This window comes from Hydrogenophilus thiooxidans (assembly GCF_019049855.1).
GTDB lineage: Bacteria > Pseudomonadota > Gammaproteobacteria > Burkholderiales > Rhodocyclaceae > Hydrogenophilus > Hydrogenophilus thiooxidans.
Map to the genome: position 1 here is coordinate 34,565 of NZ_JAHLSY010000002.1, position 25,560 is coordinate 60,124.

18 protein-coding genes are annotated in these 25,560 nt (G+C 64.3%); 14 read left to right on the top strand and 4 right to left on the bottom strand.

What is annotated here, in order from left to right; all coding sequences use genetic code 11:
- Positions 1-38: 38 nt before the first annotated feature.
- Complete coding sequence (thiC, locus tag KUL93_RS01140) at positions 39-1,964, top strand: phosphomethylpyrimidine synthase ThiC (protein ID WP_217125295.1); 1,926 nt, start codon at positions 39-41, stop codon at positions 1,962-1,964.
- Positions 1,961-3,565, top strand: a complete 1,605-nt coding sequence (locus tag KUL93_RS01145; RefSeq protein WP_217125296.1) for a RecQ family ATP-dependent DNA helicase — start codon at positions 1,961-1,963, stop codon at positions 3,563-3,565. The genes thiC and KUL93_RS01145 overlap by 4 nt, the downstream gene beginning before the upstream one ends.
- Before the next feature lie 97 nt (positions 3,566-3,662).
- Here the strand turns inward: KUL93_RS01145 and KUL93_RS01150 are convergent, their stop codons facing one another.
- The gene (locus tag KUL93_RS01150) at positions 3,663-5,318 is read right to left on the bottom strand and encodes a surface-adhesin E family protein (protein WP_217125297.1); all 1,656 of its coding nucleotides are present in this window, start codon (positions 5,316-5,318) and stop codon (positions 3,663-3,665) included.
- 82 nt (positions 5,319-5,400) lie between these two features.
- Between KUL93_RS01150 and KUL93_RS01155 the strand changes: the two genes are divergently transcribed.
- From KUL93_RS01155 to aroE, 4 genes are read left to right on the top strand one after another with little or no spacing between them, the layout of a single operon-like run.
- Positions 5,401-5,922, top strand: a complete 522-nt coding sequence (locus KUL93_RS01155) for a DUF2478 domain-containing protein (protein WP_217125298.1) — start codon at positions 5,401-5,403, stop codon at positions 5,920-5,922.
- Positions 5,923-5,955: 33 nt separating this feature from the next.
- Positions 5,956-7,818, top strand: a complete 1,863-nt coding sequence (locus KUL93_RS01160; RefSeq protein WP_217125299.1) for a ribonuclease catalytic domain-containing protein — start codon at positions 5,956-5,958, stop codon at positions 7,816-7,818.
- Positions 7,815-8,744: an energy transducer TonB gene (locus KUL93_RS01165; protein WP_217125300.1), complete on the top strand. Its 930-nt coding sequence runs from the start codon at positions 7,815-7,817 to the stop codon at positions 8,742-8,744. Before KUL93_RS01160 ends, KUL93_RS01165 begins: the two co-directional genes overlap by 4 nt.
- Before the next feature lie 23 nt (positions 8,745-8,767).
- Positions 8,768-9,634 (top strand): shikimate dehydrogenase, encoded by an 867-nt coding sequence (aroE, locus tag KUL93_RS01170; protein WP_217125301.1) that lies wholly within the window; start codon positions 8,768-8,770, stop codon positions 9,632-9,634.
- Here aroE and hemL read toward each other — a convergent pair.
- Both hemL and KUL93_RS01180 read right to left on the bottom strand, forming a co-directional pair.
- Positions 9,620-10,906, bottom strand: a complete 1,287-nt coding sequence (gene hemL, locus KUL93_RS01175; RefSeq protein WP_217125302.1) for a glutamate-1-semialdehyde 2,1-aminomutase — start codon at positions 10,904-10,906, stop codon at positions 9,620-9,622. The two genes, aroE and hemL, sit on opposite strands and share 15 nt — an antisense overlap.
- Positions 10,907-10,909: 3 nt before the next feature.
- Entirely contained in the window at positions 10,910-11,587 is a 678-nt protein-coding gene (locus tag KUL93_RS01180) for a thiamine phosphate synthase (protein WP_217125303.1), read from the bottom strand.
- A gap of 81 nt (positions 11,588-11,668) precedes the next feature.
- Between KUL93_RS01180 and KUL93_RS01185 the strand changes: the two genes are divergently transcribed.
- From KUL93_RS01185 to KUL93_RS01220, 8 genes are read left to right on the top strand one after another with little or no spacing between them, the layout of a single operon-like run.
- Positions 11,669-12,031 carry a response regulator gene (locus tag KUL93_RS01185; protein WP_283249531.1) on the top strand — a complete coding sequence of 121 codons (363 nt, stop codon included), beginning with the start codon at positions 11,669-11,671 and terminating at the stop codon, positions 12,029-12,031.
- A 14-nt stretch (positions 12,032-12,045) separates the two neighbouring features.
- Positions 12,046-12,411, top strand: coding sequence for a response regulator (locus tag KUL93_RS01190; RefSeq protein ID WP_217125304.1), 366 nt, complete (start codon positions 12,046-12,048; stop codon positions 12,409-12,411).
- Positions 12,412-12,415: 4 nt separating this feature from the next.
- The gene (locus KUL93_RS01195; protein ID WP_217125305.1) at positions 12,416-12,952 is read left to right on the top strand and encodes a chemotaxis protein CheW; all 537 of its coding nucleotides are present in this window, start codon (positions 12,416-12,418) and stop codon (positions 12,950-12,952) included.
- Complete coding sequence (locus KUL93_RS01200) at positions 12,949-13,467, top strand: rhodanese-like domain-containing protein (protein ID WP_217125306.1); 519 nt, start codon at positions 12,949-12,951, stop codon at positions 13,465-13,467. Before KUL93_RS01195 ends, KUL93_RS01200 begins: the two co-directional genes overlap by 4 nt.
- 27 nt (positions 13,468-13,494) lie before the next feature.
- The gene (locus KUL93_RS01205) at positions 13,495-15,564 is read left to right on the top strand and encodes a methyl-accepting chemotaxis protein (RefSeq protein ID WP_217125307.1); all 2,070 of its coding nucleotides are present in this window, start codon (positions 13,495-13,497) and stop codon (positions 15,562-15,564) included.
- A gap of 18 nt (positions 15,565-15,582) precedes the next feature.
- Complete coding sequence (locus KUL93_RS11325) at positions 15,583-20,847, top strand: Hpt domain-containing protein (RefSeq protein WP_217125308.1); 5,265 nt, start codon at positions 15,583-15,585, stop codon at positions 20,845-20,847.
- Between the two features lies 1 nt (position 20,848).
- Complete coding sequence (locus KUL93_RS01215) at positions 20,849-22,687, top strand: ABCB family ABC transporter ATP-binding protein/permease (protein ID WP_346731608.1); 1,839 nt, start codon at positions 20,849-20,851, stop codon at positions 22,685-22,687.
- Positions 22,684-24,411 carry an ABC transporter ATP-binding protein/permease gene (locus tag KUL93_RS01220; protein WP_217125310.1) on the top strand — a complete coding sequence of 576 codons (1,728 nt, stop codon included), beginning with the start codon at positions 22,684-22,686 and terminating at the stop codon, positions 24,409-24,411. Before KUL93_RS01215 ends, KUL93_RS01220 begins: the two co-directional genes overlap by 4 nt.
- Here KUL93_RS01220 and KUL93_RS01225 read toward each other — a convergent pair.
- Positions 24,393-25,511 carry a glycoside hydrolase family 5 protein gene (locus tag KUL93_RS01225; protein WP_217125311.1) on the bottom strand — a complete coding sequence of 373 codons (1,119 nt, stop codon included), beginning with the start codon at positions 25,509-25,511 and terminating at the stop codon, positions 24,393-24,395. The genes KUL93_RS01220 and KUL93_RS01225 overlap by 19 nt on opposite strands.
- Positions 25,512-25,560 lie beyond the last annotated feature (49 nt).

Here is a 25,560-nt window from a genome sequence, read left to right on the forward strand (position 1 = left end):
GCGCTAACGTACCATTTTCCCAACAACGGAGTTGCGCGATGAACGCACCCTTCGATGCCCGCTTGGCGAAACCGGACGCCGCTGCGGTTCAACCCTTCCCCAACAGCAGAAAAATCTACGTCACCGGGTCGCGGCCCGACATCCGTGTTCCGATGCGCGAAATCCACCAGTCACCCACCCCGCTTCCTGGCGGCGGTTTCGAACCCAACCCGCCCATTTACGTCTATGACACCTCGGGCCCATACACCGACCCGGACGCCCAGATCGACATCCGCCAGGGCCTACCGCCACTGCGTGCGGGTTGGATCGAAGCGCGTGGCGACACCGAACTGCTCCCCCAGCCGACCAGCCAATACGGTCGCGCGCGCCTTGCCGACCCGGCGACCGAACCCTTACGCTTTCCCGGATTGAAACGCACACCGCGACGCGCGAAACCGGGGTGTAACGTCACCCAAATGCACTATGCGCGGCGCGGCATCATCACCCCGGAGATGGAGTTCGTCGCGATTCGCGAAAACCTCAACCGGCAAGCCTACCTGGAGTCGCTTCGCGCCGCCGGACCGATGGGTCAAAAACTTGCCGAGCGCCTCACCCGTCAGCACAAGGGCCAAGGGTTCGGAGCGCGCATTCCCGAAACGATCACCCCTGAGTTCGTCCGCCAGGAGGTCGCCGCGGGGCGCGCGATCATCCCAGCGAACATCAACCACCCCGAATCGGAGCCGATGATCATCGGCCGCAACTTCCTGGTGAAAGTAAACGCCAATATCGGCAATTCGGCGCTTGCTTCCGACATTCAAACCGAAGTCGACAAAATGACGTGGGCGATCCGTTGGGGTGCCGATACCGTGATGGACCTCTCCACCGGCAAGCACATTCACGAAACCCGCGAATGGATCATCCGCAATAGCCCCGTCCCGATCGGCACTGTGCCCATCTACCAGGCGCTGGAAAAGGTCGACGGCAAAGCCGAAGAGCTGACGTGGGAAATCTTCCGCGACACCTTGATCGAGCAAGCAGAACAAGGGGTGGACTACTTCACGATCCACGCTGGCGTGCTGCTGCGCTACATTCCGCTCACCGCAGATCGGCTTACGGGAATCGTCTCCCGCGGTGGGTCGATCATGGCGAAATGGTGCCTGGCCCACCACCAAGAGAACTTCCTCTACACCCACTTCGAAGAGATCTGCGAAATCATGAAGGCGTACGACGTCGCGTTCAGCTTGGGCGACGGACTGCGCCCCGGCTCGATCTACGACGCCAACGACGAAGCGCAGCTTGCCGAACTCAAGACGCTGGGAGAATTGACCCAAATCGCCTGGAGACACGACGTCCAAGTGATGATCGAAGGCCCTGGTCACGTACCGATGCAGCTCATCGCCGAGAACGTCGAGAAAGAGTTGGCGTGGTGTCATGAAGCCCCGTTCTACACCCTTGGCCCGCTCGTCACCGACATTTCGCCCGGCTACGACCATCTGGCGAGCGCGATCGGTGCTGCGCAAATCGGCTGGTACGGCACCGCGATGCTCTGCTACGTCACGCCCAAAGAGCATTTGGGACTCCCGAACAAGGACGACGTCAAAGAAGGGATCATCGCGTACAAGATCGCCGCGCACGCCGCCGACCTCGCCAAAGGACACCCTGGCGCGCAGATCCGCGACAACGCGCTCTCCAAGGCGCGCTTCGAGTTTCGCTGGGTCGACCAATTCAACCTCTCGCTCGACCCCGACAAAGCGCGTGAATTCCATGACGAGACCCTGCCGAAGGAGTCGGCGAAGGTCGCCCACTTCTGCTCGATGTGCGGCCCCCATTTCTGCAGTATGAAGATCACGCAGGAGGTGCGGCAGTTCGCTGAGCAAGCTGGCCTCGACGAAGCCGACGCGCTTACCGCGGGGATGAAAAACCAGGCCGAAACGTTCAAGAAGCTGGGGGGCGAACTCTACGTTCCTGCGTCCGACGCTTCGTGAGCGAAGCGCAGTTGCGTGACCGTCCGCCCGCCTCTGCCCCGGCGGACGGGGCCGATCCGACGCTCGCGGAACGGGCGCGGCGCTTGCTGCGCACGCGCTTCGGTCTTGCGTCGTTCCGCCCCCAGCAAGAGGAGATCGTGTGCCATATCGCCGCAGGCGGCGATGCGCTCGTCTTGATGCCAACCGGGGGCGGCAAATCGCTCTGCTACCAACTGCCTGCGTTGCTGCGCGCGGGGCTTGCGGTCGTCTTCTCTCCGCTCATTGCGCTGATGGACGATCAGGTACGCGCGCTCACCGCACGAAAGATCCCTGCCGCAGCGCTCCATTCCGGGTTGGACGAAGCAGCACAGGATGCGGTGCTCGACGCGGCGTTCGAAGGGCGGCTCAAACTCCTGTTCGTCGCTCCTGAACGCCTCCCCACGCCGCGTTTTTTGGCACTCCTCGACGCGCTCCACGAACGCAACCGGCTCGCGCTTTTTGCGGTCGACGAGGCGCATTGCGTCTGGCAGTGGGGACACGACTTTCGCCCCGAGTATCTGCAGTTGGCGCATTTGGCTACCCGCTACCCCACGGTGCCGCGCGTTGCGCTCACCGCAACCGCCGACTGCGTGGCGCGCGACGAGATCATCGCCCGGCTCAACCTCCACCGCGCCCGCATCTTTCTCACCAGCTTCGACCGCAGCAACCTCTTCTACGCGATGACGCCGCGCAGTGGCGACGGGAAACGGCAGCTTCTTGCCGCATTGCGCGCGCGCCCGCTCGAAGGCAGCGGCATCGTCTATTGCGGCAGTCGCGCGAAAACCGAACGCATCGCCGCCTGGCTTGCTGCGCACGGCATCCCCGCGCTTGCCTACCATGCCGGGCTCGACGCCACCACTCGGCGCACCCGCCAACACCAATTCTTGCACCGCGACGGCATGGTGATGGTCGCGACGATCGCGTTTGGCATGGGGATCGACAAACCGGACGTCCGTTTCGTCGCCCACCTCGATCTGCCCCGGAGCCTGGAAGGGTATTATCAAGAGACCGGTCGCGCCGGACGAGACGGCGCTGCGGCGTTCGCACAGCTTTTTTGGCGCGGTGAAGATGCAGCGCGCTGGCGGATCGCAATCGCCGCCAACGGACAGCTCGACCCCGAACAGCGGAGCGCCGCGTCGGCGCGGCTCGATGCTCTGGCTGAGGTCGTGCTCGCCTCAGGCTGCCGCCGCCAACCGCTTCTTGCCTATTTTGGGGAGCGAATCGGGCCGTGCGGCTGCTGCGACCATTGCCTGGCACCGCCGAAACGGTGGGACGCGCGTGAAGCGGCGCAAATGGCCCTTTCGGCAGTCTATCGCACCGGCCAGCGGCATGGCGCGCAGCTTCTTGTCGACGTCTTGCGCGGCAACGCCACGAGCCGCGTGGTCGCCGCCGGGTACGACCGCGTCAAAACCTTCGGCGTCGGTGTGCGCATTCCCCCCGAACGGTGGCACTGGCTCTTCCAGGCGCTGTTGCTCACCGGGGCGCTAACGCTCACAGACGGTGGCGGCTACGCGCTCACCGAACGGGCGCGGCCACTCCTCAAAGGAGAGGCGCCGTTCTGGCTGCCCCTTCCCCACCACTAAGCCCAGTGTGCGGACCCAAAGGGGTGCATACCCGCCACCTTCACCCGCGCTTTGGGCCTGCGCGTTCCCCCCGTGCGCGGTCACCGTGTCGCCTCAGTCACCGGGTCGCCTCAAGGAGCAGGCGTTCCTTGGCGGGTTGCGGCGGGCGGCTGGTTCGCGGTCCGGCCAAGAGTGGCGCAATCACCGCCCCCTCCGCTTCCGTTCCGCTCTGATAGACCAGCCACACCACCCCTTCGCGACACGGCGGCCACGGCTCAGACCCTTCGTAGAGATAAAAGGTATCGAAAACCGGCAACAGCGAACGCCAATCCCACCGCAACCGCGATGCGTTACGCCCACCCTGCGCCCACTTCGCCAACGCTTCCAACTCTGGCGCGGTGCGGGTGCTCTGCGCCACGGGGATCTCGACGAAGAGGCGCGCCCCATTCGCCGCGAACTGTAACACCCACGACCCCAGCCAAGGCCCACCGCTGCGCCCCGGATGGAGCACGGGATGGTGCCACGAAGCGCGCTGCAACTGCCAAACGACGCCGCGCCAACGCAGGCTCTGAGGCGCTTCGGGCACCAGTACGATCTCCCCTTGCGGCGTACGCGACGCGGTGTGCCAAGAGGGGGTGACGAACCATTCCGGCGGAGAGACCGATGAGGGAAGCGCCCCTTCGAGCGTGATCGGCGATTGCCGCAGCCCCGTACGACAGAGGCGCCACGCGGGATCTATCCGATCCCACACCGCCGGCCCCCCCGCCCCTTCATACCGCCACCCCTGCGGCGGGGGGAGTTTGGCGCGAGAAAGCGGGAGTTCGGAGGATCGGCGCAGAGGCTCCGTTCGCTGCTCCGTGCGGGTTCGGGGGTTGGTCGCACGTGCGGGGGGTTGCGGCAACGCCGGGGACGCACCCTTTGGTTGCGGCGCGGCTTCCGGTTTTTTTGCGTTGAGGGATGTCGAGCCACTAGCTTGTTGCTTCGTCTCGGCGCGACGCTCGGGAACCGGCGCCGTTTTTTGGGGTGGCGGCAAAGGGGGGTTCTCCTTAGGCACCGGCACCGCAGCGGCAAGCTGCGGTTTTTTCGGCAGCAGATTGGGCACTGGCGCTTGCGCGATTTCGGGGGGTAATTGACTGGGATCGGCCAAGTCGACACCGAGGGGGATGGCCCCCCTGCTCTTTTCATCGGTTTCTTCGGTTCCTTTTACAGCCTTCAGCTCAGGTGCCGTCTGCGCAGCGGTTGGCGTTGTGTGGGGATTAGGGGGGGACTTGCGCAAAGCCTCCTGGGGCGTCGTTGGGTCCCCTGGTTCCATCGCGCTTTTTGCCGAAGCGAGCGCCTGCGCTGCCACCTGTTGCAACGCTTGCGGCGACATCGGCTCACAGACCGCCCGCCACAACCGCTCATCGACGCTCCCTTTGACCACAGGCACCGCCTGTTCCTGAACGACGGCTTCGTCCCGAATCGGTAACCCTTCGGCATCGAGATAGACCCGTTTGACGGTGGTAAACGTCCGGCGCTGACAATCGAAACGGTTGAGCGCCCGAATCATCGCAAACCCCAGACGCTCTGCTTCACTTGGCGCAAGGAGCACCCGCCCCCACGCCACCTTGACGCCGGCCTCCGCAGGCAAAATCGTTTCGGTGTCGACCTGCACTTCGCGCTCGCGGTCTTTGGCCACCGTCACCCACGCTGCCCACGTGCCCCTTCCCCAACTCAACAAAGCAACCATCACAGCGAGCGACACCCACCCTTTCCCCACGGTCGTTTCCCCCATCGTGCGCACCTCGAGCAACGGAGTGCACATTGTGCCCAGTGACGCTATTATCGGCACTTGGAGAAAAAACTTGAGCAGTGCGATGAAACTTGCCGCAATCGGCTATCGCAAAGGGGAGCACGCCGACACGCTGCTTGCAGAGGTCGTTGCCGAATTACGGCGGCAGAACGTCTCCGTCTATGGCACCTTGCAACACTGGCTCTGCATTCCGGACGATCCCTGCGCGATGGCGCTCGAGGTACTCCCCACCGGCGAGCGTTTTTCGCTTTCGCAAGATTTGGGGCGCCATGCCCAATCGTGCCGCCTCGATCCGGCCGCGCTCGCGCGCGCATCGGCGCGTGTGCGCACGATCTTGTCGGAGCTTCCCCCTCCCGACCTCGTCGTCTTCAGCAAATTCGGCGAAAGCGAGGCACAAGGCGAGGGCTTCTGTGACGAAATCGTCTATGCGCTCGACTTGGGCCTACCGGTTCTGACCGCGGTTTCCGACGTCTGGTTGCCGGCCTGGCAGCAATTCACTGGGGGCTTCGCCGAAACCCTTCCCTTTGCGTTCGACGCAGTGCTCGATTGGTGCCGCCGCGCGGGCGTCTGCGCGCAAGTACGGTAAACTCTCCCTTTCTTCGGCGAACGACAAGGCGCTATGTATCTCCTTTTCGAAGAAGCGGGTGCGTTCAAAACCGGAATCGAACTGACCGCAACGGATGCCTCGGTCCAGGTCGAACTCCCAAGCGGCCGCCGCGTCAAAATCAAACCAACCAACGTGTTGCTGCGCTTTCGCGAACCCAATCCCGCGCAACTCCTGACCCAAGCCGAAGCGCTTGCCGAAACCCTCGATATCGATTTTCTCTGGGAAGTGAGCCCCGACGAGACGATCTCGTTCGAGACCCTTGCTGCGGAGTATTTCGGCAGTTCCCCATCGGCGGTCGAACGGGCTGCGATGTTGCTCAAGCTCCACAGCGCCCCGATCTACTTCCACCGCAAAGGCAAGGGGCTTTTTCGCAAAGCGCCAGCGGAGATCCTGCAAGCGGCACTGGCTGGACTCGAAAAAAAACGCAAGCGCCAAGCACAGATCGATGCGTGGCGCGCCGAACTGCTTGCGGGGAAGATCCCCCCCGAATGGGCGCCGCTTCTGCCTCAGATCCTCTACGCGCCCGACCGCAACCAGAGCGAAACCCAAGCGCTCGAAGCGGCCGCGAACGAACGAAACACTACCCCGACGCGGCTGTTGATCGAGCTGGGTGCCGTTGCCTCAACCCACGAGTACCACTTCGGGCGTTTTGCGCGGGAACTCCTCCCCGAAGACGCCGCCCCCCCACACTGGGACGAGGCGCTTGCCGCCGCTTGGTCGTCGTTGCCGCAAGCCGATGCGCCCGCCTTTTCGATCGACGACCACACGACCACTGAAATCGACGACGTGTTCTCGGTACGCCGCCGTGCCGACGGCGGTTGGCGCGTGGGGGTCCACATCGCCGCCCCTGCGCTCTCGATCGCCGACGGCACCGAACTCGACCGCTGGGCGCGCGAGCGACTCTCGACCATCTATATGCCGGGGCGCAAAATCACGATGCTCCCCGCCAGCGCGATTGCCCCCCATACCCTCGCCGAAAACCAATGGGTTCCGGCGCTCTCGCTCTATTTCGACCTTGCGCCGTCGCTTGCGCTCGAACGCACCGAAACCCGACTCGAACGGGTCTTCATCGCCGCCAATCTGCGTCTCAACTCGCTGGAGCCCCACTTCAACGAAGAGACCCTGAGCAACGGGCTCCCGGAACCTTTTCCCTGGCGCGACGAACTGAAACTCCTTTGGGACGTCGCCACCGTCTTCGAAGCGGGACGGGGCAAACCCTCGGTATCCAACGGCATCGTCGACTTTCTCTTTTACGTCGATTGGGCGGTCACCACCGAAGACGGCCCGGGGTTCGTCACGCTGGTACCTCGCCCCCGCGGCGCGCCGCTCGACAAACTGGTCAGCGAATGGGCGATCGCCACCAACGTCCGCTGGGGCGAATGGCTGCGTGCGCACGACGTCGCGGGGATCTACCGCGGCCAGCCGCCCGGCGAGAAGGTCCGGATGTCGATCTTCGCCGAACCGCATGAAGGGCTGGGCGTTCCGTGCTACTTGTGGGCGACCTCGCCACTACGCCGTTACGTCGATCTTGCCAACCAGCGGCAGTTGCTCGCCACCCTGGGGCACGGCGAACCGCTTGCCGCGGAGCGGCTTGCCGAGATCATCCCGACGTTTGAAACCCGCTACGCGCAGTACCAAGAGTGGCAACGCCACATGGAGCGCTACTGGGCGTTGCGTTGGCTGCGGCAAGAGCGCGTTGAAACCACCACCGCACTTGTGCAGCGCGAAAACTGGGTCCGGCTCGAAAACGCGCCGCTTGCGGTGAAAGCACCCTCGCTCCCCCCCCTTGCGTCCGGCACACGGGTCCGCGTTGCGATCGAAACGGTCGATCTCGTCGACCTCGACCTCAAAGTTCGGTACGTCACCACCGTATGAGCGGCGCGCGCCCCCCCACCCTGGTTCGCTTCTTGCTGGTTTCCACTGCGGCGCACGCGCTTCTCTTCTCCCTTACCTTCGTTGCGCCACCGCCACAACCGGCAGTGCGCCGCGACGACTCGTTACAGGTCGTTCTGGTCAATGCCCGCACCCAGCACGCACCCGAAACGGCAAAACGGTTTGCCCAGGCCGACCTCGACGGCGGGGGCGACTCGCCCACCCCAGCAACCCCGACCGCGCCGCTGCCGCCGCTACCCGACGCGCACGCGGAAACGACCCTCGTCGAACAACGGGCCGCCCCGGAAGCCGCAGAACCCACCGAAGTCGATCTCGCACCGCACTCGGCATCGTCGCCAACCGCCCCGCTTTCCCGCCCCGCACCGCAACCACAACCGAAACCGACACCTCCAAAGCCCTCGAAGCGAACCGATCCCGCGCCAGCCCGAACAGAAACCGGCCGCGCGCCGCACCCCCCCGAGCCGCTGCGCGGCATCGACCTTCTCAACGCCGCGCAGACGATCGCACAATTGCAGGCACAGATCGATCGGGAAACCCGCGCGATCGCGGAACGCCCTCGGGTACGCCACATCGGCGCTTCGACGCAATCGCACCTCTATGCGCTCTACCTCGAAGCGTGGCGGCAAAAAGTGGAGCGGATCGGAACGCTCAACTATCCAAGTGAAGCAAAAGGCAGAATCTACGGTTCGCTCATTCTGCAAGTGGCGATCGATCGCGACGGGACGCTGCGCGACGCGAAGGTCGTTCAAAGCTCCGGACATAAGGTGCTGGACGAAGCGGCGCTCAAAATCGTCCGTCTTGCCGCACCGTTTGCCCGTTTTCCGCCCGAAATCGCCCAAGAAACCGATATCCTCGTGATCACCCGCCGCTGGACCTTCACCCGCAACGCCCGTTTCGCGACGCAATAGCGACGATTTTGGGAGTACGACCGATGCCTGACCGTTACGCCGTCTTTGGCCACCCCATCCACCACAGCAAATCCCCGTTCATCCACCGTGCGTTTGCCGCGCAGACGGGGCAGGATCTGGAGTACACCGCAATCGACGCCTCACCGGAACACTTTGCCGCAACGGTTCGGACCTTTTTCACCGAAGGGGGCAAAGGGGCGAACGTTACCGTTCCGCACAAAGAGGCGGCGCTGGCGCTCGCCGCCGACGCAACGCCGCGCGCGCAAGAAGCCGGCGCCGCCAATACGCTTTTCCTCACCGCAGACGGAGCCATTTGCGCCGACAACACCGACGGCGTTGGCCTCATTCGTGACCTCACGAACCGCTGGGGCCTAGCGCTCGAAGGGAAAAGGATCCTGCTCCTTGGCGCAGGTGGCGCTGCCAAAGGGATCCTCGCCCCGCTCATCGCTGCGCGACCGTGCGCGATCATGCTCGCCAACCGCACCGCAGCGCGCGCCGAAGCGCTTGTTGCGGCGTTTGCACCGCGCGCCGCGCAACTTGGCGTTAGCCTCACCACGCTCCCGTGGGCGCAGCTTGCGCACCCCGCAGCAACGCCACCCTTTGACCTGGTGCTCAACGCCACGAGCGCGAGCCTCACAGGCAGTGCGCCGCCACTTTCCCCCACCCTCTGGGCACCGGATGCGACCGCATACGACCTGATGTACGGCGCCACCCCCACGCCTTTTCTCGTTGCCGCACAGCACCAGGGGGCCGCGCGGACGATCGACGGCCTTGGGATGCTCGTCGAACAGGCGGCCGAAAGCTTCTGGTTATGGCGCGGCGTGCGCCCTGAGACCGAACCGGTGTACCAGGCGCTCCGGGCGCAATTGGGCGCTTTAGCCGCGCGCTAGTTCGGCAAAGACCGCTTCGGCTGCCGCGATCGTCGCCGCGATCTCCGCGTCACCGTGCGCTGCGGAGACAAATCCCGCTTCGAACGCCGACGGGGCAAAATAGTGCCCCCGCGCCAACATCCCGTGAAAGAACCGCTTGAAGCGTTCGCCATCACACGCGGTGACCTCGGCGTAGCGGATCGGCACCTTCGCAGCGAAGTAGATCCCAAACATCCCCCCGACGCTGTCGGCAGCAAACGGCACGCCGGCGGCCGTGGCCGCTTGCGTCAGACCAGCAACCAGTTTCGCTGCGTTGGCCGCTAACGCATCATAAAAACCGGGCTGCGTGATCAGATCGATCGCCGCAAGTCCCGCTGCGACCGCAACGGGGGAGCCCGACAGCGTTCCGGCTTGATAAACGGGCCCAAGCGGCGCCAGATGCTCCATCAACGCCCGTTTGCCGCCAAACGCGGCCAGCGGCATCCCGCCGCCAACCACCTTGCCCAACGTCGTGAGGTCGGGCGTCACCCCGGTAAGTCCCTGCGCCCCGGTGAGCCCCACGCGAAAACCGGTCATCACCTCGTCGAAAATCAATACCGCCCCGGCGCGATCGCACAGCCGACGCAGCGTCTCCAAAAAACCCGGAACCGGCCGCACCAGATTCATGTTGCCCGCGATCGGTTCGACGATCACCGCGGCGATCGCGTCACCGCGCTCGGCAAAGAGCGCTTCGGCGGCTGCCGCGTCGTTGTAGGGCAGCACCACGGTCTGCTGCGCGATCGCCTCCGGCACGCCCGCAGAGCTGGGATGACCGAAAGTGAGCGCCCCGGAGCCCGCCTTCACCAACAAACTGTCGGCGTGGCCGTGGTAACACCCTTCGAACTTCACCAAGAGCGGTCGCCCCGTCACGCCGCGCGCCAGACGAATTGCACTCATCGTCGCTTCGGTGCCGGAACTCACCAGCCGAACCATCTCGAGCGACGGCATGAGGGCACACAACCGCTCGGCAAATTCCACTTCGCGCACCGTCGGCGCTCCGAACGACAACCCGTCGCACGCAGCCTTCTGAACCGCTTCGACGATCTTCGGGTGCGCATGGCCAGCAATCGCTGGCCCCCAAGAACCCACGTAGTCGATGTAGCGCACGCCCGCTTCGTCCCAGACGAACGGTCCCTCCCCCCGGCGCAAGAATCGCGGCGTCCCCCCCACGGAGCGAAACGCCCGCACCGGCGAATTGACCCCGCCGGGAATCACCCGCTGCGCTCGGGCAAACCACACCTCATTGCGATCCATGCTTTAGCTCCTCGTTACGGTTCGATCCGCTGCGAAGCCGCGTTGCCACCGGTCGAACGCTTCCCGCCACGCGGCAGCGCGTGCGGCAACCGCCGCAAGCGACCGCGGCGCGAAAAGGTCCCCGATCACCGCAACGCCGTCCACACCCGCCGCGAGCAACTCCGGCACTCGCGCCAGCGTCACCCCACCGATCGCCACCCGCGGCACACCCAACCCCTTTGAAGCGGCAAAGAGGGCGAGCGGCGCCGCTACCGCATCGGGTTTCGTCTGGGAGGGAAAAACCGCCCCAAACGCGACGTAACTCGCCCCTTCGGCAACCGCCGCTTCGGCGCGCTCACGCGACGCATAGCAGCTTGCTCCGATCACCGCCGCCGGCCCCAACCGCTCGCGGGCCGCACGCAGCGAACCATCGTCCCGCCCCAAATGCAGACCCACCCCCAGCGCCTGCGCCAGAGACCCATCGTCGTTGATCACCACCACCGCCACCCCTACCGCTGCGGCACGGGCACAGAGCCATTCCGCCTCTTTGCGGCGCACCAGTGGCGCCGCTGCTTTGTTGCGGTATTGCACCCAATCGGGACGCGCTTCGAGCGCCGCAGCAACCCGCGCCCGCCACTGCGCCGTGTCGGGGTCGTCTGGGGTTATCAGGTACCAAAACGGGCACGTGACGGTAGCGCGCATGAATGACGTCATCGATCTTGGCAAAGCGCCGATTATTTCTTATTATACCGGATCCCCTCCCCCCACTGCCTGGAGGACGCGTTGGCCACCGTGCTCGTCATCGATGACAGCAACACCATCCGCCGCAGCGCCGAACTCTTCCTGACCTCGGCGGGGCACCAGGTCATCCTCGCAACGGATGGCTTCGACGCGCTCACCAAAATCGTCGGCAATCCTCCCGATGTGATCTTCATCGATGTGATGATGCCACGGCTTGACGGCTACCAAACCTGCGCCCTCCTCAAAAAGAACGACCGTTTCCGGCACATTCCCGTGATCATGCTCACCTCGAAAGACGGTGTTTTCGATCGCGCCCGCGGCGCGTTGGTCGGTTGTGACGAATACCTCACGAAACCATTTACCAAAAGTGAATTGTTGGCGGCGGTCGCCCGCCACACCACGTAAGGAGTCAATCCGCTATGGCCATCAAACGTATCCTCATTGTCGACGATTCCCCCACGGAACGCGCTGCGTTCCAGGAGATCCTGAGCGAAGCGGGGTATGAAACGCTCCTTGCCGCCTCGGGCGAAGAGGGGATTGCGCTTGCAAAGAGCGAAAAACCCGATGCGATCATCATGGACGTCGTGATGCCGGGCCTCAACGGCTTTCAAGCAACGCGGCAACTTGCGCGCGACGAAGCCACCCGCGCGATCCCGGTCATCATGTGCACCACCAAAGGCCAAGAGACGGACAAGATCTGGGGCTTGCGCCAAGGAGCGATCGCCTACCTCGTCAAACCGGTCGATCGCGCAACGCTTTTGGACGCGCTCAAGCAACTCGGTTGATCCCATGGCCAAACGGACCGACATCCGCCGCTTTCAGGAAGCGCTCGCGCAAAAGCTCGCAGCGGCGCAGCAAAGAAGCGAAGGGATCGCCGCGCGCTGGCTCGGCGTGATGATCGGATCCCAACCGGTACTGCTCCCGCTTGCGGCCACTGCTGGGGTGATCCAAGAATTCACACTGACGTCCGTGCCTTTTGCTCCAGCTCATTTCGCCGGTGTCACCAATGTCCGGGGGGAGCTCCACGACGTGATCGACCTTGCGCCGCTCCTTACCGAAGCCGCATCCGCGCCCAGCTCCTCGGCCCGGCTCGTGGTGCTGCAACCGGCACGCACACCGCGCACTGCGCTCTTGGTTGCCCGGGTCGTAGGGCTGCGCCGCGAGGAATCGCTCGCCCACCGCTTGGCGGCTCCAGAAGCAAGTGGAATCATTGCCCGCTGGCGTGAAGCAGGACCCAATCCCATCGAATGGCTGGAAATCGACCTCGCCTTCTGGCTGAAAAGAGCCGCGCTCCTTTTCCAACCTGCAGCGGAGCTACAACCATGAATGGGCTTTTTCGACTGGTGTTCACATGGGTCACCGCGGTGCTCGCAACACTCCCCATCATCGCAGCAGCTGCTGAGAACCCTGCCGACTATTTCGTCGACCATACCCCCCACTCCATTCCGGGGGGCACCCTCGTCGATGCCAGTAGCGCCCGACAACTCCAGATAGAAGGTGCCCTCTTCATCGATACCCGCAGCGCCAGCGAATATCAGGCGGAGACCCTCCCGGGCGCGCGCCACGTTCCCTATCACGAGCAGTTCCCGCGCACCCGTCTCGTCGGACCAGAAGATCGCTTCGACGTTGCGCAACTTCCCGCAAACAAAGCCACACCGCTGACCTTCTTCTGCAACGGATCACCCTGTTGGAAAGGATATAAAGCAGCGCAACGGGCAATCGAAGCGGGCTACACCGCCGTTTATTGGTTCCGCGACGGTCTCCCGTCGTGGCAACGCGCTGGCTACCCCACCCAAAAGGGCGCCTCCTCGATGGAGACCCCCTCGTCGCCAAAAAATTGACGATTTGGACGAAAGGAACCATCGGCCATGCTGACCTCGCTGTTACGTAAAACCTCCAAGACCACAAGCACCCCCCGCGCGGCTCCGGCGTGGTGGCGTACCTTCCGCGGCCCGATCCTCGCAACCGTTCTCACCGTTCTGCTTGCGATGTTCGGTTTTCTCCTCATCGCGACACCGTTGCGTCTTGCTGAAGAGCAGGATACGTTGTTGCGCAACTTTGAAAACGCCCTCTTACCGCTCCAAGCGGCGGTTACTCAGATGGCTGCCGGAACGGACGCCCGCGCGGAATTACGCGCGATTGCCCAGGAACAGCGGGCGCGGATCGAGCGCTTGCACCAGTCGGCCCAAGCGCTGCGTGAGTCGCTCGGCTTTGCTTTTTGGACTGCGTTTGAAGAGGGGCGACAACAGGAGGTCGAAGGGCTTTTGGAACAGCTCGCGCAACTGTGGCGCCAAACGGAGGGAAGCCTCAGCGAAGCGATGAATAGCGAACGGCCCGTGGACGCCTTTCGCCAGACACTCGTGGAAATCGAGCAAACTGCGCAAGCGATCGCCGCGCTCGCTACGTCCCTTTCCGCTCAAGTAGCCGACCCGCGCCGCGCGCAACGGCCGCTCTTCGTCGCGCTTTTGGCGGAACGGATCGCGCAGCGTGTAAACCGCTTGCTTACCGTGCCCCCCACCGAGCGGGGAGCGCTACTCGAGGCGTTGGCAAGCGACCGCGACGCGCTCGGAGAACTGGCCCCCGCCATCGACGTCGCAGGGGAAGCGCCCACCGTTGCGGCACGACTGCGCGAACTGGTCGACGCGACCCGTCTCCTGCAAGAGCGCGTCTCAGAGCTCATCCACGATACCCCTCGTTACTTTGCCCAGACCGATAACCTGATCGTCGTGCAAAAGCGCCTCCCGCAGCTGCAAAAGGGCGCTGGGGCGCTCTACAAAGCGGTCGAAAAAGAGCTCGAAACCGCCCGCTCAGCGGTCAACCTCATCCTGATGCTGGTTGGGGTCGCGTTCGTTGGAATCGTCGTGCAACTCATCAAAAACTACCTTGACCTTCAGGCGTCGCAGCGCGCCCTCGAGCAGGCCGAACGGGCCAAAGCCGAAGCGGAAAACCGGCGGACGCAAGAGGCGATTTTGCGCCTCCTCAACGAAATGGCCGACCTTGCCGAAGGGGACCTCACCATTCGCGCAACCGTGACCGAGGACGTAACGGGCGCAATCGCCGACTCGGTGAACTTCGCGATCGAAGAGCTCGGCAACCTCGTGCGCCGAATCAATGAAACCGCCGAACAGGTCGCGCAAGCAACGACACAGACGCAAGAGCGCTCGACGAATCTCTTGGCCACCGCCCAGCAACAATCGGAAGAGATCGAAGAGGCGGACGCAATCACCCAAGAGGTGGCGCAAGCGCTTTCCCGCGCGGCAGAGAGCGCCAACCAAGCGGCGCAGGCCGCACGCCGCTCGCTCGAAGCCTCGCAAAAAGGGACGCTTGCGGTGAACCAGTCGGTGGAAGGGATGGACCGGATCCGTGAGCAGATCCAAGAGACGGCGAAACGGATCAAACGGTTGGGCGAATCGTCGCAGGAGATCGGTGAGATCGTCGAACTCATCTCCGACATTACCGAGCAGACCAACGTGCTGGCGCTGAACGCTGCGATTCAGGCCGCCGCTGCCGGGGAAGCGGGACGGGGCTTCTCGGTGGTTGCCGAAGAGGTGCAACGCCTTGCCGAACGCTCGGCGGAAGCGACGAAACAGATCGCTGCGATCGTGCGCACCATTCAGACCGACACCCACGAAACCATCGCCGCGATGGAAGCGACGACGCAAGAGGTGGTGCAAGGGGCAGCGCTTTCGGAAGAGGCCCGCCGCGCGCTCGACGAGATCGCGAAAACCTCGCGCGAAACGGCCGCGCAGATCGCGCGGGTGACGCAAGAGATCCAAACCCAAGCGCAGCGCGGCGAAACCATTTCGCGCCTGATGCGCGACGTCTTGACACTGACCCAGACCACCCGCGCCGGTACCGAACAAACCGCCGAAGAGATCGCGCGGCTTGCTGACCTTGCCGCGGAATTGCGCGGCTCGGTTGCCGGGTTCCGGGTCTAACCGAGGGAGTGTTGCGACGTGGCTCGCCTCGACTTCGACGCGCTCTCCTGGATCGCTGACGAAATTTCCCGCGCGTTGCAAACGGCGCGCACCCTCGTTGCGGCATGCGCCACCCACTTCGACCCTGCGAATCTGCGCGAAGCGCAAACCCACCTCTTCGCCGCAAAAAGCGTCCTCGAAGTCGCCGAAATCCACCCCCTGCCGCGTTACCTGGCCCTGCTGGAAAAAGCGATCGATACCCTGGTCGACGCGCCAAATCTCTCGTCGGCAACCCTCGCAACGCTCCAGCGCGCACTTGTGGCGATCGAGAACCTCTGGTATGAACTGACCCACCACCACCGTTGGCAGCCGTTACGGCTCCGAGATCCCTACCTGGCACTTGCGCCACTTGCGAAAGCGACCCACGCGCACCCAACCGACCTTTGGCTCTTTCCGCTTCCCGAACCGGGGGGTACGCCGCAGATCCGCCCACCCGAAGTGGAACAGACAGCCCGCACGAAACTGCGGCACCGCTTCACCCAGGGCCTTGCGCGTTGGCTCAAAACCGGCGACCCAGTCGCGCTCTTACCCGTGCGCGAAGCGCTGGTTGGTCGCCTCATGCTCGAGGCGGGACGGGATGACGAACCCCTCTGGATTGCCGCGACCGCATTCGTCGAAGCGCTCATCCGCAAGCAGCTTCACCGAGACAACGAATCACAACGCCTTCTGCGCCTTCTGCAGCGGGCGCAAAAAGAACTCCTCACCGCAGAATCCCGTCTGGCGCTTTTTCGCCAATTGCTTTTGCCGCTCGCGGCAGTTGCGCCGCAAACGCGCCTGCAGCGCCTCATCCACCAATATTGGCGTCCGCGCGATTGGCTCCAGGACGCCGCTCTTCCCCTTCCCGAGCAGCCGTTGATCGAGCTTGACCAGGCATTGGTCGCGGCAGCGCAACACGCCCAAACGCTCTGGGAAGAGGAAGCTGCCTGGCCGGAGCGGATCGAAGCGCTCTTTGCGGTAGCCCGCGCACTCTACGACCGCCCAGACCCCGAGATCCAAGCGCTGGCAGCCGCGTTGGAGGCCTTTGCTCAGCAGTTACCCGACGCTGCGGCGACCGACCCAGCGCGCGCGCTTCTGCTTGCAACCACGCTGCTTGCGCTCAAACAAGACGCCCAAGCAGGCACACTCACCGCAGCGCGATGCCGCCCGCTCGTCGATGAATGGCACGCAGCGCTTTCCGGGCAGCAACCCCACACGGGCGCCCCCGCTTGGGTCGAATCGGACGAATCGCTCACGCAGACCCTCACCGCCGAAGTGACGCAGCTCTGCGGCGAGATCGAGCACGCGCTCGACACCTTTTGGCGCACCCCAGAGGCGACCCTGCCCCTTGACGCGATCAAGAAAGCGCTCGACCAGTTGGCCGCCATCTGTGTCGTCACCGACCACACCGCGCTCCTTTCCGAAATCGACGCGGTTCGTACCTGGTTGCAAACCGTCGCAGCGGGCAAACAGCGCTTCGACCCGCAAAACCCGCTGATCGCCCAAATCGCTACCTGGGGGCAACGGATCAGCCAACCTGCCCCCCCAAGCGAAAGCGAACCGCATCCCACCCCCATTCCGTGGGATCGCCTCTTTCCCCAGCACCTGGCATCTCTCCTGGCGACAGACGCCACCGCCACCGACGCGGTCCAGCCCACGCTCGAACCGGCGCCACCGCACGAACCGCGCTCCGAAGCAGACGAAACCACCCGCGACGCGCCCCAACCGGAACCCTCTGCCACCCCCGTAGCCACAGCGGACGACACGAGGGCTAGCGAGACGGATAGCGACGAAACGGCCGAGCTGCGCGCGATCTTTCTCGCCGAATGCGACGAAATCCTTGCGGCGATGCATGAGGCCCGTGCGCAGCTCGAGCGGCAACCGACCCATCGTGACGCGCTTACCCAGTGGCGGAGGCAAGTCCATACCCTCAAAGGCAGCAGCCGCATCGTCGGCTTGACCCAACTCGGGGAAACGGCGTGGGAGGTCGAACAGACCCTCAACCACTGCCTGCGCCACCCCGACTTCGTCCCCTCGGCCGACTTTCTTGCGTTTCTGGCTGGTGCGGAAAACGCGTTCGCGCAAGCCGCCACAACGATCGCCCAAAGTGGCGAAGACCTTCCCGCCCCCATCGCGGAACTGGTCGAAGCGGCACAGCGCTGGCGCGCAACGCCACGATCAGAAAGCGAAGGCGCTCCCCCCCAACCCACCCCCCCGCACGCCGCAAGCGGCGCAGCGCCTCGCGAAGCGCCCACACCCGAACGCGTGGCACCGCAATCGCAGGAACCCTCCACCCCTGCCGAAGCAGCGTTCGGTCAACATCCCGATTGGCACGCCATCGATTTCGAACCGGAGGCTGCCGCAGCGCCACAACCCGTTCCAAGCCAACCTGCGCCCCCCCAACCCGACCGCTACTTCACCTTTGGCGACCGCAAAGTCTCGCGCACCATCTTCGAGATTTTCCGCACCGAAGCGCGCGAACATCTGGCCTCGCTCGCGCGCTTCCTGCACGACCCGGAAACCCCTTCGGATGCCGTCGTTCGCGCAGCCCATACGCTTGCCAGCATTTGCGGTACCGCGCAGATCCCCGAAATGCACGACCTCGCGCGGGCGTGGGAATTGCGGCTCCTTGCGATGCAACGCGCAGGCGAAGCCCCGAACGATCAAGACCTCACCCTTTTCCACGCGGTGCATACGGCGCTGCACACCGACCTCGTCACTGTCGAAGACGGGAAAATCCCGCCACGGCGCGACGATTTGATCGCCACGCTCGAAACGCCACCCGCCGCTGCGCCAGAACCGTCTGCTGCGGCCACCTCCGCAGTCCCATCAGAAGCGCCCATTGTCGCCACCTTCGCAGTCCCAGCAGAAGCGCCCGCTGCAGCTTCCTCCGAGGGCACGCCAGAAACGCCGTCAGCAGCTCTTCCCTCTGCTGTTTCCCTCGAACCCCATCAGGAACCCAGCCGACAACCGGAAACCGAACCCAGTGGCGAAACGGAGGATCACCTCGACACCGCGCTTCTGCCGATCTTCGCCGAAGAGGGGCGCGATCTCTTCGCGCAACTCGAAGCGGCGCTCGCGCAGCTCCCGGAACCGGCTGCGGCGCGCCCCGAAACCTTCGAACCGATCCTGCGGCTCTTGCATACCCTCAAAGGGAGCGCCCGAATGGCGGGGGCGCTCGCGCTGGGCGACCGCATCCACCAGATCGAACAGCACCTGAAAGAGGCGCCGCTTACCACCGCGCAGCACGCGCTCCCCGACCTCATTGCCGCTGCGCGCGCCCATTTCCTCCAACTTCTCACCCAACCGACCGAACCCCCTGCCGCGGCACACCCCGAAACCCAACCCCTTACGCCACCCACCGACGAGCCCAAGACCGAAGCGCCGCTTGCCGCTTCTGCGGTGCTGCCGATGACCCTCCGCATTCCCGCGCCAACGATCGACCGCTGGGTCAATGAACTCAGCGAGATCGCGATCCAACGGGCGCGAGCCGAAAGCGAACTCGTCACCCTGCGCCAGGCCGCCAACGACCTCACCGAAAACGTCCAACGGCTGCGCCACCACCTGCGCGAACTCGAAATCCAAGCCGAAGCGCAACTCCAAGCGCGGATCCAAGTCGCGGAAACGCACCACACCGAATTCGACCCGCTCGAAATGGACCGCTACACGCGGCTTCAGGAGCTCACCCGGATCCTCGCCGAAGGGATCGCCGACGTTGGCACGTTGCAACAATCGATCGTGCGCACCGTCGATGCCGCGGAGGTGAGCCTCCATCGGCAATCGCGGCAAACGCGCGACCTGCAAGCAGAGATCACCGCACTGCGCGCAGTGCCCGTCGCGACGCTCTACGAGCGCTTCACGCGCCTCGTTGCACAAACCGCAGAAACCCTTGGCAAACGGGTCGAATTCGCGCTCTTCGGGGGCGAAACTCGCGTTGACCGCGCAGCGCTCGAACGGCTCACCCCGGCGCTCGAACACCTCTTGCGCAATGCCGTCGCCCACGGGATCGAAACCCCCGCCGAACGGCAAGCGCTCGGCAAATCCCCCACCGGACGCATCACCCTCACCGTTTACGCCACCCAAGGGGAGACGCAGTGGACGCTCGCCGACGACGGTCGCGGCCTCGACGCCGAGCGGATCGCCGCCAAAGCGCGGGAAAAAGGGTGGCTGGCCCCCAATGAGTCGCCGACCGAAAGCGAGCTCTTGCGATTCATCTTCCGTTCGGGCTTCTCCACCGCCGACACGGTCTCCCAGATCGCAGGGCGTGGGGTCGGGCTCGACGTCGTGCAGGCCGAAATCGCCGCGTTGGGCGGGCGCATCGATGTCGCCAGCGAACCCGGCCGCGGCGTCCGTTTCCAGATTCGGATTCCCACGGAACTGGCGCTCACGCAACTGCTCCTGGTCACGGGTCACGGGCGCCGTTGGGGGATCCCCACCGAATGGATCGTCCATACGCAACAATTCAAAGCCGAAGCGCTCGAATCCCTTTGGGCGGCCGGAACGATCGAACATCGGGGCGAAACCTACCCGCTCGTTGGGCTCCACACCCTGATTGCCGCACCGGAACCGGCGCGCGAAGGGCGCCATTGGGTGATTCTCACGCGGATCGGCGACGAACGGATCGCAATGTGGGTCGAAGCGATCGCCGGTCGCCAAGAGCTCGCCGCGAAGCCGACCGGGCCGTTCCTGCGCCGTGTCGGCGGGATTCTCGGCGCCGTGCTGCTCCCCGACGGGGAGATCACCTTGATCCTCCACCCCACCCAGCTCTTCCAAACGGCGCGTCAGACGACCGCGCAGCAGCCCAGAGCAGCGCACGCTTCCGCTCGCAGGGCTGCCACACCCTCTGGGGCCCAGAGCGACACCACCCCCGAAACCCAACGCGCTGCGCCCCTCATTCTGGTCGTCGACGACTCCCTCACCGTCCGGCGCCTTACGCAGCGGTTGCTCGAACGCCAAGGCTATCGCGTCCTGACTGCGAAAGATGGCCAAGAGGCGCTCGAAAAACTCCAAGACGCCGCACCGGCTGCGATTCTATCGGACATCGAAATGCCCCGCATGGATGGATTCGAGCTCCTGCGCCACCTCCGGGCACACCCGACCACCCGAAATACCCCGGTGATCATGATCACCTCGCGCCTTGCCGAAAAACACCGCACCCACGCGTTCGAGCTGGGCGCCACCGACTATTTGGGCAAACCCTATCAAGAAGAGACGCTCTTGGCGCTGCTTGCTCGGCATGCGCCCCTGAGCGCACCCGCTGCCGGTTGAGATGCATTCCGCGTTGCCCCCGCCAGCCGCGACCCAAGCCACCGCCCCGTGGCAAGCAGTCAAGCAACTGCTCAAACACCTCTGGCGGTATCGGGCGCGCGTCCTCTTGGGCTTCGTCGCGCTCATTGCCGCGAAAGTGGCGCTCGTTGCGAACCCCGTGCTCATCAAAGGGATCGTCGATGCGCTCGCGCCGGCACCGCCGCAACCGGCGTTTTGGGCCGCGCCTGCGGCGCTCGTCATCGCGTATGGGATTGCGCGCGCCGGGGTCTCGCTCTTCACCGAACTGCGCGAAATCCTCTTTGCGCGCGTGATCCAGCGCATCAGCCGTCAGCTGTCGCTCGCGGTCTTCAACCATTTGCACGCGTTGTCGCTGCGCTTTCATCTCGAACGGCAAACGGGCGCGATCACCCGCGACATCGAACGGGGCACGCGCGCGATCGGCACCCTCATCAACTTCACCATCTACTCGATCGCGCCGACGCTCGTCGAGATCGCGCTGGTCCTCACCCTCCTCTTCAGCCAATACGACGCCCGCTTCGGGACGATCGTCGCGGCAACCCTCGCACTCTATATCCTCTTTACCGTGATCGTCACCAACTGGCGCACCGTCTTGCGACGCCACCTCAACCGGCTCGACGCGCAGACCCATACCCGCGCGGTCGATGCGCTCCTCAACTACGAGACGGTGAAATACTTCAACAACGAAGCGTGGGAGGCGGCGCGCTACGACCGGGATCTCGCGCAATGGCAAGAAGTCGCGATCAAGAACCAATATTCGCTCTCCGCGCTCAACCTCGGCCAGGCGCTGATCATCGCCACCGGCGTCACCCTGCTGTTGCTGCAAGCAGTCACGCGCGTCGAAGCGGGCACGATGACGGTGGGCGACCTCGTCCTCATCAACGGCCTGATGCTGCAACTCTACCTGCCGCTCAACTTCCTCGGCGTGGTCTATCGCGAAATCCGGCAAAGTCTTGTCGATCTCGAACGCCTTTTTGCCCTCTTTACCATCCCACCCGAAGTGCGCGACCCCGACCACCCTGTGCCGTTGCCCGAAGGGCCCCTTACGGTCACCTTCGACGCCGTCTCGTTCGCCTACGACCCCCGCCGCCCGATCCTCCACGACGTCACCTTCACGATTCCGGCGGGGAAAACCGTCGCGGTCGTAGGCAGTTCCGGGAGCGGCAAATCGACCCTGGTGCGACTCCTCTTTCGCTTCTACGACGTGCAGGCGGGTGCTGTGCGCGTCGGCGGCGTCGACGTGCGCCACCTCGCGCAAGCGGAGTTGCGACGCGCGATCGGGATCGTCCCGCAAGATACCGTGCTCTTTAACGACACGCTCGAATACAACATCCGCTACGGCAACCCAGAGGCTTCGGACGAAGCGCTCTGGGCAGCGATCCGCGCTGCCCGCCTCGACGCTTTGGTAGCGCGTCTCCCGGACGGGTTGCAGACCGTGGTCGGCGAACGGGGGCTCAAACTCTCCGGCGGCGAAAAGCAACGGGTGGCAATCGCCCGCGTCCTCCTCAAAAATCCGCGCATTCTGGTGCTCGACGAAGCGACCTCGGCGCTTGACAGCCAAACCGAACGCGAGATCCAAGCCGAACTTGCCGCCGCGCGAGCTGGACGCACCACCTTGATGATCGCCCACCGGCTCTCTACCGTACGCGACGCCGACGAAATCCTGGTCTTGGAAGAGGGGCGCATCGTCGAACGGGGCACCCACGACACGCTCTTGGCGCACAATGGCCGTTACGCCGCCCTGTGGCAGCAGCAAAGCCGGAGCGAAGCAAGCCCCAACGCATCCGCACCTTCCTCAGACGACGAGGAAGTGCAGCGATGAGCTCAGCAGGGGTGGGTTCCCAGTGGCGGATCTTGCTGGCGCTCTTTTTTGCCTTCTATCGCGGTCCGACGGCATGGCGCGCGTGGAGCGTTACCGCCGGGCTCACTCTGCTCACCGTCCTGCAGGTGCTTCTTGCTGTTGCGATCAACCGATTCTTGCGCACGCTCTTCGATGCGTTCGAAGCGCGCGCGCTCGAGCAGCTCCCACAACTGACCGGGCACTTCGCTTTGCTTCTGACCGCCGTTGTTGCCGTCACCGGCGCCCACCTCTGGGTCAAACGGGTTTGGCAACTTGCTTGGCGTCAGTTCCTCACCGAACGGTTCCTCGCCCATTGGCTAGAGAAGGGGCACTACCACCGGCTTCGCCATCTGACAAACGCCGCGGATAACCCCGACGCACGCATCGCCGAAGATGCTCGGATCGCCACCGAAGTGGCGATCGAACTTTTTCACTCGCTGCTCTACTCAATGCTTTCGATCGCCCTCTTTGCCGAGATTTTGTGGCGCATTACCCTGGACCTCGACTATGGCCCCCCCGGGCTGATGATTCTCCTGGCGCTCCTCTACGCCGGCATTGGGAGCCTCATCGGCTGGTACCTCGGTCTGCCGCTTAGCCGCGCTACCCATCGGCTGCAAACGGCGGAAGCCGATTTTCGCTTCGCGCTGGCGCACGTTCGCGAAAAATCGGAAGCGATCGCGATCGCGCAGGGGGAGCGCCACGAACGGAACCTGGTCGCCCGCCTCTTTGCGTCGCTTGCGCAAGCGTGGCGGGCGCAGACCCGCGGCTACTTCGGAATCGTCGCCTTCTCGACCGCCTACGGAACACTCCTTCCGGTCTTTCCCCTTCTGGTGCTCGCTTCCCCCTATATCACGGGGGCGATCACGCTTGGGCTTTTGATGCAGGCAGCGCAGGCGTTTGAGCGCCTCACCAACGCTTTGTCGTGGCCGATCAACAACCAAGGGGAGATCGCTCGCTGCCGCGCCTCAATCGAGCGACTCACCCAGCTCTGGGAAAACCTGGAGCAGCTCGACGCCCAGGATCAACTCTGCCCCCTCGACGCGCCGTGCGTCAGCGCTACGACCGTCACCGCGCTCACGGTCGAACACCTGACGCTCACAACCCTCAATGGCCAGAATCTTCTTGCCGATTTTTCCGCGACCGCCCCGCCACATGCGCTTACCATCTGGGCGCTCCCCGAAGAGGGAAAGCTGCCGCTCCTGAAATCGCTCGCTGGCCTCTGGTCATGGGGAAGCGGTCGCATCCTCTACCCCGAAGGAGCTACGATCGCAATCGTGCCGCTTCGCCCGTACCTGCCAGAAGGGACGCTTCTTGCCGCGCTCACTTACCCGAACGATCCCACCCCACGCGCGCGCGAAGCGCTCGAAGCAGCGCTTGTGGACCTCCACCTCGAACCGTTCCGCTCGCGACTCGACCAGCGCGAAGATTGGAACCGCACCTTACCGCCGCTCAAACAGCGGCAGCTTGCCCTTGTTCGCCTCGTGCTCAGCGACGCAACCTGGTGGGTGATCGAGTGCGACCACTGGCCAGACCCCCTGGTCCTTGAGGCGATCGCCTACGCGTGTCGCACCCGCGCCCAACCCCCAAGCGTGGTGATCGTCACTGCGCACGATACCACAAGCAGCCCCCACAGCAGCGCAACCGCGCCACAACCGACTAACCACGCCGACCAGCCCCGGAGTCACGCTCAATCAAGCGACGGATAGGCGTTTTCCGCAAACGACGGCGGCAGCCACCCACGCTCCACCGCAGCGCGCAACGACCAGGCAGGCGTCGTCTCGGTCTTGTAGTTCCAAAAACACCAACCGTCGTAGCGCTCAAACGCCAGGAGCTGGGTCGCAGCAAACGCCCGCATCGCCACCTCTTGCTGGAAAGGATCGAGCCGTTCGAGCGGATGGTTGAACGGCCCCTCAGCCCAGAGCGACACCACCTCGAGATCAAGCCCCAAGCTCCACTCGCCGCAGATCGTCGGCAACTGCAAAGTTTCCCGGATCGCATCGGCCTCTTGGCGCAAATCGACCGCCGTCTTACGGAGGTGCTCAAAGATATCGGCGTCGAGATCTTCGCGGGTAAAGCACTGGTAGCGGTGCACATCAAACCAAAGGTTCCGGTATTCGCCGGGCGGAAACGCCCCCAGATATTCGCGCCAATCGCGAAAACCGTCGTGAAACATTACCGCGGCCCGTTCTGCCGGCAGGTGGCGGCGCACCGCGTGATAGGCGCGGCGGTAATAGTCGAGCAAAATCGCCGTGGGGACATCCCAGCGCGGTTCGTTCAAAAGCTCAATCCCCCAAAGCGCCCGGCTTGCCCGGTAGCGCTCGGCAATCCGGTCCAAAAGATCGACCGAAAAATCGATGTATTCCGCTTGGGTGTGCCATTCACAGACATTGAGCATCCCGCCGTTATCGAACCCGTTTTGGCACCCCGGAGCGGCGTGCAGATCCAAAAGTACCTTGAGCCCATAGGCTTCGGCCCACTCGAGCGCCCGGTCGATCACCTCGATTCCGCCCGGAACGAACGGGTAAGGATTCTCCCCATATTTCGGGTGGTATGGGTAGGGCGGCCCCATCACCCAATGGCCGAATGGGATCCGTACCAGATCGATCCCCCGCTCAGCAAGCCAAGCAAAATCGTCGCGCGTAATCCAGCGTGCCCAGTGGGCCCGGAGCCGCTCGTGGGCAGCAGACCCCAGCTCCACACACCACGTGGTTTCATCCGTTGCCGCAAGCCCCTCGAAGAGACTTGGCACCATCCACTTTTCGAGCACCAGCCAGGACCCGAGATTGACCCCACGGAGCGCCCCCATCACCGCCTCCTTTCTTTTGGTTACCTACGCTATCATTGTAGCCTCTTCC

Excerpts from the sequence above, each read along its gene's own strand:
- thiC (WP_217125295.1), top strand. The coding sequence starts at position 39 with ATGAACGCACCCTTCGATGCCCGCTTGGCGAAACCGGACGCCGCTGCG.
- KUL93_RS01150 (WP_217125297.1), bottom strand. The coding sequence starts at position 5,318 with ATGGGGGAAACGACCGTGGGGAAAGGGTGGGTGTCGCTCGCTGTGATG.
- KUL93_RS01155 (WP_217125298.1), top strand. The coding sequence starts at position 5,401 with ATGAAACTTGCCGCAATCGGCTATCGCAAAGGGGAGCACGCCGACACG.
- KUL93_RS01160 (WP_217125299.1), top strand. The coding sequence starts at position 5,956 with ATGTATCTCCTTTTCGAAGAAGCGGGTGCGTTCAAAACCGGAATCGAA.
- KUL93_RS01165 (WP_217125300.1), top strand. The coding sequence starts at position 7,815 with ATGAGCGGCGCGCGCCCCCCCACCCTGGTTCGCTTCTTGCTGGTTTCC.
- aroE (WP_217125301.1), top strand. The coding sequence starts at position 8,768 with ATGCCTGACCGTTACGCCGTCTTTGGCCACCCCATCCACCACAGCAAA.
- hemL (WP_217125302.1), bottom strand. The coding sequence starts at position 10,906 with ATGGATCGCAATGAGGTGTGGTTTGCCCGAGCGCAGCGGGTGATTCCC.
- KUL93_RS01180 (WP_217125303.1), bottom strand. The coding sequence starts at position 11,587 with ATGCGCGCTACCGTCACGTGCCCGTTTTGGTACCTGATAACCCCAGAC.
- KUL93_RS01190 (WP_217125304.1), top strand. The coding sequence starts at position 12,046 with ATGGCCATCAAACGTATCCTCATTGTCGACGATTCCCCCACGGAACGC.
- KUL93_RS01195 (WP_217125305.1), top strand. The coding sequence starts at position 12,416 with ATGGCCAAACGGACCGACATCCGCCGCTTTCAGGAAGCGCTCGCGCAA.
- KUL93_RS01200 (WP_217125306.1), top strand. The coding sequence starts at position 12,949 with ATGAATGGGCTTTTTCGACTGGTGTTCACATGGGTCACCGCGGTGCTC.
- KUL93_RS01205 (WP_217125307.1), top strand. The coding sequence starts at position 13,495 with ATGCTGACCTCGCTGTTACGTAAAACCTCCAAGACCACAAGCACCCCC.
- KUL93_RS01215 (WP_346731608.1), top strand. The coding sequence starts at position 20,849 with ATGCATTCCGCGTTGCCCCCGCCAGCCGCGACCCAAGCCACCGCCCCG.
- KUL93_RS01220 (WP_217125310.1), top strand. The coding sequence starts at position 22,684 with ATGAGCTCAGCAGGGGTGGGTTCCCAGTGGCGGATCTTGCTGGCGCTC.
- KUL93_RS01225 (WP_217125311.1), bottom strand. The coding sequence starts at position 25,511 with ATGGGGGCGCTCCGTGGGGTCAATCTCGGGTCCTGGCTGGTGCTCGAA.